The organism is Sporosarcina sp. So3-204, from assembly GCF_058068165.1.
Window position 1 is genome coordinate 3,159,386 of record NZ_CM176485.1, and the last position, 13,191, is coordinate 3,172,576.

Sequence of the window (13,191 nt, forward strand, 5' to 3'; positions counted from 1 at the left end):
TCCTTGGCAAATCATGCCTTATCGATTGGGGCAAATTTTGCGAGCAGTCGCTTTACACCTACAGGCTCAGGAAACGCGATATCAAGCTCAACTTCCTCGCCAGATCCTCTAACGCTAACAATCATGCCTGTGCCCCACTTTTTATGGACTGCTTTGTCACCCGCATTCCATCCCATCTTCTCTCCACCACTCGTTTTATATACAGGTTTTGTAACTGCGGAACGTCTTTCAGTAGAAATTTGTCGTCCCGGCTTCTTGTTACTACTAGCAAAGCCATCATTTTCTGAAATCTCTTCTGTTATATCATCAGATATCTCCGCTATGAAACGTGAAGGTCTATTATAACTTGCACGACCGTAAAGTGTTCGATACCTTGCAGATGTCAAGTATAACTTCTGCTCTGCACGTGTTATCCCTACATAAGCAAGACGGCGCTCCTCTTCCATTTCTTCGTCATCACCCATTGAACGGGAATGCGGAAACACATTCTCTTCCATTCCAATAATGAATACGACTGGATACTCAAGTCCCTTAGAACCATGCATTGTCATTAAGACGACTTTTTCAGCATTTTTATTTTCTTCTTCGTCAAGTGAATCAATATCTGCGATAAGTGCTAAGTCTGTTAGGAATGCAACAAGTGATTTATCCTCTGTTTCAGCGTTGCCTTCAAATGATTTTGTAACCGAAAGAAACTCTTCAATATTTTCAAGTCTGCTTTCAGATTCAATTGTTTTCTCACGTTGAAGCGCCTCGCGATAACCGGACTTATCAAGTACTTCATCAACTAGTTCTGAAACCGATAAAAATTCTTGCATTTTTGTAAATCCAGCAATCAAATCGCGGAATTTTGCAGTTTCATTTGCTGCTTTTCCTGTTACGCCCATGAAGTCGATTTCTTGAAGCGAATCAAATATAGACCGGTCCTGCATAATCGCAAAGTGTGCCATTTTCTCAAATGAAGTCGCACCAATTCCACGCTTTGGCTCATTAATAACACGAGCTAATGCCAAGTCATCTTCGTTATTCGCAATAAGCCGTAAGTAAGATAGTAAGTCCTTAATTTCTTTTCTCTCATAGAACTTTGTTCCACCAACAATCGTATAGTCAATATTCGATTTCACTAGGTATTCCTCAATTTGACGAGACTGAGCGTTTGTCCTATAAAGAATAGCAAACTGATCAAGCTTCAACTGCTCTTCTTTTTGAAGTTCTAAAATTTTTCCTACAACGAATTGTGATTCATCTTTTTCATCACTCGCTTTGTATATGTAAATCGAGTCACCCTCGTCATTATCCGTATGCAGTTTTTTATCATAACGTGTCCTATTATTAGTAATTACGTCATTTGCTGCTTGTAATATCCGCTTTGTAGAACGATAATTTTGTTCCAGCATAATAACCTCAGCATCTTTATAATCTTTTTCGAATGATAAGATATTGCCAATATCTGCACCACGCCATCTATAGATTGACTGATCCGAGTCTCCAACTACACAAAGATTATTAAATTTCGACGCTAACATATTCACAAGTCGATACTGCGCATTGTTCGTATCTTGATACTCGTCAACATGTATATACTGGAATTTATTTTGATAAAATTGAAGTACATCTGGAATACTTTCAAATAAAACTAAAGTCATCATAATCAAATCATCAAAATCGAGTGATTGGTTTTGACGCAATCTTCTAGCATAAGCATCGTAGACATCAGCAATCGTTTTCTCATATGGATTAAAGTTATTAATTTGTGCACGATACGCCTTTGCATCCATACATTCATTTTTTGCAGAACTAATGGCGTTGAGCATAGTGCGCGGTTCATTTTGTTTTGGATCCAAGTTTAATTCCTTTAAAACATTTTTAACGACTGTCAACTGATCCGAAGAATCGAGGATTGAAAATGATGTTGAAAAGCCTATTTGGTCAATATTACGACGTAAAATACGGACACACATAGAGTGAAATGTTGAGACCCACATCCGCTCGCCCGTTCCTGAACCTAGTAGCCCATCAATTCTATCTCTCATTTCACGCGCCGCTTTATTCGTAAATGTAATGGCAAGTATATTAGAGGGATACACTTCCTTTTCAACGACGAGATAAGCAATGCGATGCGTAAGTACGCGTGTCTTCCCAGAACCTGCACCTGCCATAATAAGGAGGGGGCCCTCTGTCTTTTTCACTGCACGTGCTTGTTCAGGATTCATACCTATAAGTAAGTTTTCTGCAATTGTTTTCATATTATATCGCCCTTTCGGAACATTTGTTCTTTTATTGTATACTTTCTTACTTATAAAATCAATTACGCTTTGGCTTAATTGCGTCCAGATTTTTTTCGAGCTTGAGGACTACAGGAAGTAGGTCATGCAGTCGTTGCGACAGGATGTCGCGAGCTTAGACTACCTTCCAAATCTCCCCTGAAAATCTGTGACATCCAAGAGGAATTGGGTTTCATTCCTCTCCGGAGGCTTTAACTGCTTTTAGCGGGGTTTACCCCCCGCTGAAATCAGTTAAAGCAATAGATTTCACAGCTTCAACAGTTAAGAGTGCATCCTTTAAATTTTCGTAAACGACATTTCCGACTATAACTGTATCTGCAATTTTAGCCATCGTTTTAGCATCAGCTACATTTCTAATTCCACCGCCGTAAAACAACTTCGTGTTGTTCAACACTTTCGAAGCGGCTCGTACAATTTCTGGGTCGCCGTAAGTTCCGCTATACTCCATATAAAAGACGGGTAACTTGAAAAGATGTTCCGCCATGCGTGCATATGCAATAACATCTTCTTCATCCGGTACACTTTGAACACCAGTTAATTTTGCAGCTTTGCAGTCAGGATTTAAAATACAATACCCTTCAGCTATAATTTCATCCCAATTCATCATATGTCCATATTCCCGAAGCGCACTGTGGTGAATACCGTTAATCCATTCAACTTTTGTTGCGTTCAGCACTGTTGGAATAAAATAAAAATCAAATCCTGGTGTAACCGAATCAACAGTCGATACTTCTAATGCAACTGGAACGGCATATCGACGAATTCTAACGAGTAAATGAAGCACATTGTCTAATGTAATATCATCAGTTCCGCCAACAATAATTCCGTCAGTACCAGATTCAGCAATTTGTTCTAACGTTTCATCTGATAATTCCTTAGCAGGATCTAATTTAAAGGCATGACGCCATGTTGTATACTCCAATTTTAGTAACCTCTCCTTATTATAACAAAAAAACCAAACGGATTCTTGACCCGTCCGGCTGTTATTTCAAATAGGTATTGTCGCTATTAAGTATTTAAATCTTCATCATTTGAAGAAAGTCTAGTTAATATTTTTTCATATCCACCTGAACCATAATCGACACAGCGACGTATTCGTGAGATTGTAGCTGTACTTGCACCTGTCTCATGCTGGATAGTATCATATGTTTTTTTCGTCATCAACATACGCGCTACTTCTAAGCGTTGTGTAAGCGATTGAATTTCACTAATTGTGCTGAGATCATCAAAAAATTGATAACACTCATCTAAATCTTTTAGTTCAAGAATTGCTTTAAATAATTGGTCAGTATGAGGTCCGCGTATTTTATCTACTTGCATGATTTCTCCCTCTCTCTATTTGGTTTTTTCAAGGGGTGAAAGAAACGGCTGATTCAGTACCTGGTGTATTTGAAATGATATGGATCCATGTCTTTCCAGGGACAAGTTTTGCAGGTACCCCATTTTCAATCGGCACGAGAACGCCGTCAATATTTGCCCAATCTAATTCTGTTGTAACCCCTGCTTGGAATAGCAACGCTTTGCCGCCTAATTCAATATCGACAGCTTGGCGCCCTTCCGTATCAATGGTTTTATAATTTGTTTCAAAAACTAGAATATTTGCTAGTTCCACCTGTTTATTATTTGCTTTGTCTATCGTTAAAATATCATTTACTGACCGATTATACATCCCAATCGCATCATCATACGTATATGTACTCGTGTAATTCGGATGCGTTCCGTTCTTAACAACTATCCTTTTCGCACTATCACCTATTTTAACACTTCCAAGCGCTTCATGGAAAGAAAGAGATGGCATCTTACTTATTTCCATTGATACATCCAAGTCTTTCATACCAGTAAGAATACTTTCATTTGATGTATAAGAATTATGTGGTGCTTTACGTTCTTTCGACCTTTTAAACAGTGTCCCATCATGCTGCATACCATTTATATGGTCAACGTATTTTGATTGAAGGAGTTCCAACGCGTCAGGGCTATAACCATGTGCCACGTAAAATGCATCTAAACCTTTTGCAGTATAAATAAAATAATCACGCGCACTTCTAATTGGTCCGATTTCTTCAGGTAATTCACTTTGGTATAAAGCGAGTAGACGGGTAACATTTCCCTCTGCAAGATATTCATAAACTATATCTGCATCACTTATGCCAGATTGCGGTCTTGCTTCGGGATGATTATTAATTGTCGCAAGTACTGGACGCATTTTATTTTCTTTATCTGTCATCACACCTGTAAGAGGCGCCATATATTTAAGTCCTGCTTCTTCAGGCTCTTCTGCTTCCTCTTGATCTTTTATTACATTTTCATCATTTGGAGGTAATAGATCAGGCTTCTCCCCTTGCTCTTCTTTTGAACAAGCTACCAATAAAAGCATTACAATCATTATGTAAATCCACAGGCCCCTTTTATTGTTCATGATTTCCCCAATCTTTCCGTAATCGGAAAATGTATTTTTTATTACACCATGTCTAACACTACCCTGATAATTTTAATCAAGAAGAATCCATTTTAATCTACTTCATTCTCTTCAATAGTAGCATAGCAGTCATCATAAAAGTAGAGTACTTCACTGTTTAATCCTAATAACTTAAAGTCTTTTTTATGTCATTAAGTCGTGACTTTTTTAACCCGATTCTATCTATTTAGGGTTGAATTTCTATAATTTCGGACAACCTATTTATGTTGAACTAATTCCAGGCAGAAAAAAGGTATATCGACAGGAGGTCTGTTAAACATGAATCGTTCTACAGATGAACAAAAACCACCACAACTAGTACTAGACCTAGTTGCTGAACTACAACCTACAATTGATATTATTCAAATCCCTTTAAAAATAGATGAAAAACAGGCATTTCTCTTTTACCTTAAATCGGTAGTTGATGGCGATAAAATACAGGACATGATTATAAAGCCTTTTTTTGAAATGTCTTCACAAGAACATTTTGAAACGTATATCAATTTACTTCCAGATAAAACAGATATACCACCCAAAGAGGAACTTATTTTAAGACTAACAAGAGGTTTCGTTCTCATAGTAATACAAGACAGACTTGTTCTTCTAGATTTAAAAAAAGTTAACTCAGACACTGTTTTAGATACCGTTATGGAATCAACAATCCATGGACCACAGCTTGCGCTAAGTGAAAGCTTAGAAACAAATATAAATATATTAAGACAAAGATATCACACACCTAACTTGGCCATGGAAGTAATGGAGCTAAAAGATAAATCACATCGGGCTATTGCAATTCTCTACGATGAAACAACAGTTAACAGAAAGGTTTTAAAAATAGTTCAAGACAAACTGAATAAATTAGACGCTCCACTTGTGCAATCCGCAGGAGAACTCAACCTCTTTTTAACTAATGGAAGGTTCAATCTTTTTCCAGCAACTATATTAACCGAACGTCCCGACCGCATGATTTATAATTTGACAGCCGGGAAAGTCATTATTTTAGTAGATGGTAGTCCTCACGCCATTATTATGCCCGTCGTCTTTTTTGATTTTATGGTATCTATGGAAGATAACTACCATACGTATTGGATTTCATTATTTGGAACTGTTCTTGGTTATTTTGGACTATTCACTTGCGTACTTTTACCAAGTGTATATGTAGCAGTCACTTCATTTTCTCCAGAAATTCTTCGAACAGAACTTGCATTAACCGTTACAGGAAGTAGAATTGGTGTTCCTTATCCTTCCTATATTGAAGTACTTTTCATGCTCATTTTTATGGAACTTTTAACTGAAGCAAGTATACGTCTTCCAAAAGCGATAAGTGCTACTGCTACAACTGTTGGTGGTCTAATATTGGGCACGGCAGCAACTGAAGCAGCACTTGCATCGAACATCATGATTATCGTTGTAGCTGCTGTAGCGATAGCAACGTTTGTAATCCCTATTAATGAATTAAGTTTTGCTGTTAGAGTAGTTAGATTAATACTGATTGTCTTCTCATCACTATTTGGAATTATTGGATTGATTCTCGGATTTGTATTTATCATCATGTATCTCGTAAATTTCGAAAGTTTCGGAGAACCTTATCTACAATTTTTTAACAAGAATAAAGATGAAGAAAAAAAGGTGAATAGCGGATGAATCGATTTATTTATTATATAATCCTCGTCAATATGATATCGAACATTTCATCTGTCGTGCCAAGGGTTTTACTTGCTAAAAGCAAAAATGGCGCAATCATCTCCATGGGACTAGGCTTAGTCACAGGGCTGATTCTAATATATATCGTTATTCTCTTCTTCAACAAGTACCCGGGTAAAGGTTTACCAGAATTAATGAAAATGAATACACCTAAATGGTTTTATACACCTATCCTTTTTTACTTTGCAATCACGTGGTATCTCGCAGGTCTCATTACACTTATTACTTATACCTTTATGTTAATCACTTTTTTAACACCTGAAATGTCACTCATTGTTATGACGCTTCCTTTTTTGATAGTTGCGTCATACGGCGTCTTAATAAAATCAAAAAACTTACTACACACGATTGAAATTATACTAATCATGTATATTCCTATTGGTGTTTTAATTTTTTTAAAAGCATACAGTAGCAAACAGTTTAGCTGGGATTTTGTAAAAGTAGCCATGATGCATGTCAATAATTATCCAGATTTCAGCTCTATTACGGCTTCAACATTCCTATTTATGGGTGTCTTCAATCTATTTATTTTTAATCGTTACTTTTTGAAGAAGCAATCTATAGGCATGAAACACCTAACCCTCGTTAGTTTATTAGGTTTACTCGTCCTATTTACAACGTACTTTATGCCAATAGGATTAGGTGGATTCGATAATATAGACAAACTACTTTATCCCTGGATTTCAACTACCGATTCAGTCAGGATGCGATTTGGTATTATTGAACGACTTGTTTTTATCTTTATGTTCTTTTTCGTGTCGATTTCATTTATTAGTATTGTCATTCATTGGCATATAAGCGCTCAATTACTAAAAAGTATCTTTCAATTTAAGAAATTAAAGTGGAAAGATAAAAATCTTACTCTACATTTATTTACTTTATTATTTATCATAATTTCAATAATCATAACTAAAGAAATAACTGCAACTGAACTCTTTCAATACGGAAGGTATTTTTATAATACACTGCCTATATTTGTCGTTTTGTTTTTAATATCTATCTTAGCTGTAAATAGGGGGGCAAAATCATAATGTCTAGTTCTCGTAAAGTTATGACCATCCTTTTCTCTTCTATTATTTTACTGTCAAGTTTCCTTCTTTCTGGCTGTAGCTTCAAAGATATTGATAAAAGAAGTTTCGTAGTGGCAATTGGTATTGATCCTGCCGAAAATGAAAAGGGGAAATTCAAAGTCACTTTAAAGCTTGCACTACCTATTGGCTCTATTAAGCAATCCGCCGGTCCCGCTTATGCCTATATGTCACATGTAAGTGATTCTATGTCAGATGCTATTCGCATGATGGAAACGCATAACGATAAAGTAATCGATTTTGGGCACACAAGACTTATCGTAATCAATGAAAAGGTATTAGCTGAAAGTGCTGATAATATCGGAATTTTCATGGATTATTTTACAAGAAGGGGTGATATTCAGCTTATTTCATGGGTAGCCGCTGCAAAACCTACGGCAGAAGAGGTTTTAAAAGTGGAACCTAAAACTGAATCTGCAGCAACTGTAGCGTTATTTAACTTCTTTGATAATAACGGTACAGATAGTCCTTTCATCTTAACAACATTTCTTTTTGAATTTAGACGTGATTTTTTTGCAGACGGAATAGATGCTGTTATTCCTATAGTTGAAGCGAATGAAGAAAAGACGGAGTTAATTATTAATAAAGCAGTCATTATCAAAAAAAGTCACGAACCATTTGAATATAATTCAATCCAAACGCTTTACTATAATTCTCTTGTAAATGATGCAACTGGATATAGTTATAAGGCAAATTTAGATGACAAATCATTGTTGTTGTATGTTAGTAAGTTTAAAATGAAATATAAAATTAAAACAGAAAAAGGTCGACCGCCAACAGCTGATATTAAAATCAATGTTACCGCAAATGTAATTGAATCAAGTAAACGCTTATCCATTCACAAATTAGATGAGTATAATAAGTTAGCTGCTGAAGATTTGAAAAAAGTAGTCATGGATGTATTTACATCCGCGCAGGAAAAAGGACTAGACCCAATCGGTTTTGGCCTCAGGTATAGAGCAACTAGATTAAATAACAAAAATTCCGTTAAAAAGTGGGAAGAGATATATCCGGATTTAGAATTCAATATCGATTTTAAAATGGATATTCAAAGTATAGGTGCCGTTGAGTAATACGCTTTGAAAGGGAATCTAAAAAGACCCTCAATTACTTGGAACTTTTAAGTTATAAAAACCGAACATCAAAACAGGCGATTCCCCATAAATGGGAAATCGCCTGTTTTCATTCAAACGTGCGCCAACCAATATCTTTCCGATAAAAGAATCCGTCCCACTCGAGTTGAGACAATCCTTTATATACTTTTTGCTGTGCTTCTTTTAAAGTATTTGATTTTGCGGTAATAAGAATAACACGTCCGCCATTGCCTATGAAATGTTCACCATCAAATTTTGTGCCTGCATGGAACACGTCAAGTTCAACGTCTGCCAAACCATCTAAATTCGGAAGCGATGCGCCATTTACAATATCTCCTGGATATCCATTAGATGCAATGACAACTCCTAATACTGCTTCATCATGCCATTTTAATTCGAATGATTTAGTTGCCATTAGTGCGGTCATGAATTCACCAAAATCTGACGCCATTCTTGGTAGCACAACTTGTGCTTCAGGGTCTCCAAAACGCGCATTAAATTCAATCACTTTAGGACCGTCGTCAGTCAATATTAATCCTGCATATAGAATCCCCGTGAATGGTGTGCCTTCTGCAATCATCGCTTTAACTGTTGAAACGAGGACTTTTTCATATGCTTCTTCCACAATACTATCTGAGATTTGTGGAACAGGTGAATAAGCACCCATTCCGCCTGTGTTCGGACCTAAATCACCGTCAAAGGCACGTTTATGATCTTGTGCAATAACCATCGGATGAATTTGACCTTCATGAACAAAAGCCATATAAGAAAACTCTTCACCGTCAAGAAATTCTTCAACGACAACCTTGGATGATGATTCCCCAAACTTTTGATTGCCAATCATATCATCGACAGCATCAAGTGCTTCATTAAGCGTCATAGCAACGATAACACCTTTACCAGCCGCTAAACCATCCGCTTTGATCACAATAGGTGCCCCTTGTTCCCTAATGAATGCCTTTGCTTCTTCAGCATCTGTAAACGTGCCGTAACCAGCAGTTGGAATATCGTATTTTTTCATTAACTCTTTTGCAAATGACTTGCTTCCTTCTATTAGCGCAGCCGCTTTCGTAGGACCGAAAACATTCAATCCCTTATCATTGAAGTAATCAACGATACCTTCCGAAAGTGGCTGCTCAGGTCCAACAAATGTTAAATCTATATCATTTTGTTTCGCAAATAAAGTAAGTCCTTTAAAATCATTAATCGCTATATTTACACATTCGGCATCACTTTCCATACCGTCATTACCAGGTGCTACAAATACTTTGGCAACAGACGGAGAATTGTTAAATTGTTTAGCAATCGCATGCTCACGACCTCCACTACCAATTACAAGGACCTTCAATGAATTCACTCCTCAATGTTTGAAATGACGAACGCCTGTAAACACCATTGTTATGCCATATTCATTTGCTTTTTTAATAGAATCTTCATCTTTTTTCGATCCGCCTGGTTGAATAATTGCTGTAATTCCAGCTTTAGCTGCCGCTTCAACCGTATCATCCATTGGGAAAAATGCATCTGAAGCAAGCGCCGCCCCTTTAGAACGTTCACCAGCTTGTGTAAGTGCGATGTTTGCTGCGCCAACTCGGTTCATTTGACCCGCGCCAACACCAAGCGTCATTTGACTATCAGTTACAACAATTGCATTTGATTTTACATGTTTCACTACTGCCCAACCTAGTTTTAGTGCTTCCCACTCAACTTCAGTAGGTTCACGATCTGTTGCTACACGAATATCTGCATCTTTAAAACCGTAAGCGTCTGGTTGTTGAATGAGTAAGCCACCTTCAACTGAAACAGTATTCCATTGATCTTTTTTATGTTGATCAAATGAAATCGTTAATAGACGAATGTTTTGTTTCTTTGTTAATACTTCAAGTGCTTCTTCTGTAAATGATGGTGCAATTACAATCTCAAGAAATATAGTCGATAGTTTTTCAGCTGTTGCCACATCTACTTCACGATTCAAAGCAACAATGCCGCCAAATATTGACATTGAATCTGCCTCATAAGCTTTATTGAAAGCTTCGGAAATTGTCTCACCTGTACCTACTCCGCAAGGATTCATATGCTTAACTGCAACTGCTGCAGGAAGATCGAATTCCTTAACGATTTGAATCGCTGCGTTAGCATCTTGAATATTATTATAAGAAAGTTCTTTACCATGTAATTGATTCGCATATGCGATAGAGAAATCTGAACCAAGTGGACGGCTATAAAAAGCAGCTTTTTGGTGCGGATTTTCACCATAACGAAGTGGTTGTTTTAATTCATATGTATTTGTAATTGTCTCTGGGAATTCCTCACCTGTGAGGTCAGTCAAGAAACCTGCAATAAGTGCATCGTATGCCGCTGTGTGACGGAACACTTTTGCCGCAAGTCGTCTGCGTGTTTCATCTGTTGTTTTACCATCTGCTTTTAGTTCTACAAGAACTTGAGTATAATCCTCTGCATCAACAATAACTGTAACGTACGCATGATTTTTTGCAGATGCACGAAGCATTGCTGGTCCACCAATATCAATATTTTCAATCGCATCGTCAACAGATACATCTGGCTTTGAAATCGTTTCTTTGAAAGGATATAAATTTACACAAACAACGTCAATTGGTTGAATACCATGTTCTTTCATTTGAGCAATGTGTGCCGGATTATCCTGCTTCGCAAGTAGTCCTCCGTGAATCATCGGGTTAAGTGTTTTTACGCGCCCTTCCATAATTTCAGGGAATCCAGTTACGCTATCTACAGCCGTTACTGCAACGCCGTTATCCGCTAAATGTTTCATCGTTCCACCTGTAGATAATAGTTCATAACCAAGACCAACAAGTTCTTGCGCAAATTCTAAAATACCACTTTTGTCTGACACACTAAGCAATGCACGTTTATTCACGAATAAAATCCTCCAATTGTCTTCTTTTATTAACGACCAAAAAGCTCGTTTAATGCTTCCTTATACAAGTCATGTTCTACAGCGTGAATAGCTTCCGCCGTTTTTTCTATATTTCCATCTACAATATCAACAGCACGCTGCGCGAGAATAGGACCAGTATCCATACCCTCATCAACTAGATGTACAGTAACCCCAGTCACTTTCACGCCATGTACAACAGCTTGACCAATGGCGTCTTTTCCTGGGAATGAAGGAAGAAGTGACGGATGAATATTTACAATACGTGAAGGATAAGCAGACAAAAGTGTCTGACCTACAAGACGCATATAACCAGCTAGCACAATCCACTCAGCACCTACTTCATGAAGTACGGTCAGAACTTCTTCTTCATAAGCTTCTCTCGTTTCAAATGTTTGCGGTTGAAATGAAGCAACTTGAATTCCTGCTTGTTCTGCACGTTCAACAACATAAGCTTCAGGTTTGTTCGTCACCATAAGTACAACTTCCGCGTTTAATTCCCCAACACTACACGCTTCTTCTAGTGCGCTAAAATTACTGCCGCTTCCAGATGCGAAAACGGCAATTTTAGGTTTCTGAATCATTTCGTAAGGCTCCCGTCATGGCTACCGTTAAATACGACGCCATCACCCTTTGCGACATGACCAATAATAAATGCTTGTTCACCATGTTCAGCGGCAATTTGAATCGCTTTATCAGCATCAGCTTTTGGTAATGCAACAACAAAACCTATTCCCATATTGAAAACACTATATAAATCTTTATCAGATAGCTCGCCTTTTTCCTTTAGCATGTTGAATACTGGAAGAACTGGCCATGAATCTAAATCTATAGTAGCTGCGAATCCTTCAGGTAACATACGCGGTAAATTCTCGAAGAATCCGCCACCCGTAATATGCCCCATTGAGTGAACATTTAATTCTTTATGCATTTGAAGAACTGGTTTTGCATAGATTTTTGTTGGTTCTAATAATGCATTACCGACAGTTCCGAGTTCTTCATATCCTTCGATAATATCTTCAATTTTATAATTATTATCTTCAAGCACTACTTTTCTAACGAGTGAATAACCGTTGGAATGAATACCGCTCGATGCGATCCCAACAAGAACGTCACCTTCAACAATTTTCTCACCTGTAACGACATCACTTTTTTCACAAGCACCTACAGCGAACCCAGCTAAATCATATTCATCGATTTTGTAAAGACCTGGCATTTCCGCCGTCTCTCCTCCGATAAGTGCTGCACCCGATTGAACACAGCCATCTGCTATTCCTTTAACTATCGCTTCAACCTTTTCAGGAACTGCTTTTCCAAGTGCAATATAATCAAGGAAATAAAGTGGCTCCGCGCCTTGTGCAACGATATCATTGACACACATCGCAACACAGTCAATACCAATTGTGTCATGCTTATCAGTCATAAAAGCTAACTTTAACTTAGTTCCAACACCGTCTGTACCCGAAATAAGAACAGGTTCTTTAAATTTGAGTGCAGAAAGGTCGAACATTCCACCAAAGCCACCAAATGTTCCGGCAACCCCTTTACGTACAGTTCTCTCAACATGTGATTTCATTCTTTCGACTGATTCATACCCAGCCTCTATATTGACACCTGCTTTTTCATATGCATTAGACATCGATAATTC

Annotated in this window: 11 protein-coding genes; 3 read left to right on the forward strand and 8 right to left on the reverse strand. The window is 37.5% G+C overall.

Annotated elements, in window-relative coordinates; translation table 11 throughout:
- Positions 1-11 precede the first annotated feature (11 nt).
- The 4 genes from pcrA to AC3RV6_RS15645 form a co-directional block, all read right to left on the reverse strand.
- A complete protein-coding gene (pcrA, locus tag AC3RV6_RS15630) occupies positions 12-2,246 on the reverse strand; it encodes a DNA helicase PcrA (RefSeq protein WP_489746895.1) in 2,235 nt (744 codons plus the stop codon).
- A 250-nt stretch (positions 2,247-2,496) separates the two neighbouring features.
- Positions 2,497-3,207, reverse strand: coding sequence for a heptaprenylglyceryl phosphate synthase (gene pcrB / locus AC3RV6_RS15635; protein ID WP_489746896.1), 711 nt, complete (start codon positions 3,205-3,207; stop codon positions 2,497-2,499).
- Between the two features lie 86 nt (positions 3,208-3,293).
- Entirely contained in the window at positions 3,294-3,605 is a 312-nt protein-coding gene (locus AC3RV6_RS15640) for a YerC/YecD family TrpR-related protein (protein ID WP_489746897.1), read from the reverse strand.
- A gap of 28 nt (positions 3,606-3,633) precedes the next feature.
- Positions 3,634-4,671 (reverse strand): DUF3048 domain-containing protein, encoded by a 1,038-nt coding sequence (locus AC3RV6_RS15645; protein ID WP_489746898.1) that lies wholly within the window; start codon positions 4,669-4,671, stop codon positions 3,634-3,636.
- 351 nt (positions 4,672-5,022) lie between these two features.
- Here AC3RV6_RS15645 and AC3RV6_RS15650 point away from each other — a divergent pair, with 351 nt between their 5' ends.
- Genes AC3RV6_RS15650 through AC3RV6_RS15660 form a run of 3 tightly spaced genes read left to right on the forward strand, consistent with a single transcriptional unit; the run spans position 5,023 to position 8,608 of the window.
- On the forward strand, positions 5,023-6,387 hold the full coding sequence (locus tag AC3RV6_RS15650; RefSeq protein WP_489746899.1) for a spore germination protein: 1,365 nt from the start codon (positions 5,023-5,025) through the stop codon (positions 6,385-6,387).
- Positions 6,384-7,478, forward strand: a complete 1,095-nt coding sequence (locus AC3RV6_RS15655; RefSeq protein WP_489746900.1) for a GerAB/ArcD/ProY family transporter — start codon at positions 6,384-6,386, stop codon at positions 7,476-7,478. Before AC3RV6_RS15650 ends, AC3RV6_RS15655 begins: the two co-directional genes overlap by 4 nt.
- Positions 7,478-8,608, forward strand: coding sequence for a Ger(x)C family spore germination protein (locus tag AC3RV6_RS15660; protein WP_489746901.1), 1,131 nt, complete (start codon positions 7,478-7,480; stop codon positions 8,606-8,608). The genes AC3RV6_RS15655 and AC3RV6_RS15660 overlap by 1 nt, the downstream gene beginning before the upstream one ends.
- 109 nt (positions 8,609-8,717) lie before the next feature.
- Here the strand turns inward: AC3RV6_RS15660 and purD are convergent, their stop codons facing one another.
- From purD to purM, 4 genes are read right to left on the reverse strand one after another with little or no spacing between them, the layout of a single operon-like run.
- A complete protein-coding gene (gene purD, locus AC3RV6_RS15665; protein WP_489746902.1) occupies positions 8,718-9,977 on the reverse strand; it encodes a phosphoribosylamine--glycine ligase in 1,260 nt (419 codons plus the stop codon).
- Between the two features lie 12 nt (positions 9,978-9,989).
- Positions 9,990-11,525 (reverse strand): bifunctional phosphoribosylaminoimidazolecarboxamide formyltransferase/IMP cyclohydrolase, encoded by a 1,536-nt coding sequence (gene purH / locus AC3RV6_RS15670; protein WP_489746903.1) that lies wholly within the window; start codon positions 11,523-11,525, stop codon positions 9,990-9,992.
- 29 nt (positions 11,526-11,554) lie between these two features.
- Complete coding sequence (purN, locus tag AC3RV6_RS15675) at positions 11,555-12,127, reverse strand: phosphoribosylglycinamide formyltransferase (protein ID WP_489746904.1); 573 nt, start codon at positions 12,125-12,127, stop codon at positions 11,555-11,557.
- The gene (gene purM / locus AC3RV6_RS15680; protein WP_489746905.1) at positions 12,124-13,182 is read right to left on the reverse strand and encodes a phosphoribosylformylglycinamidine cyclo-ligase; all 1,059 of its coding nucleotides are present in this window, start codon (positions 13,180-13,182) and stop codon (positions 12,124-12,126) included. Before purM ends, purN begins: the two co-directional genes overlap by 4 nt.
- Between the last annotated feature and the right edge of the window lie 9 nt (positions 13,183-13,191).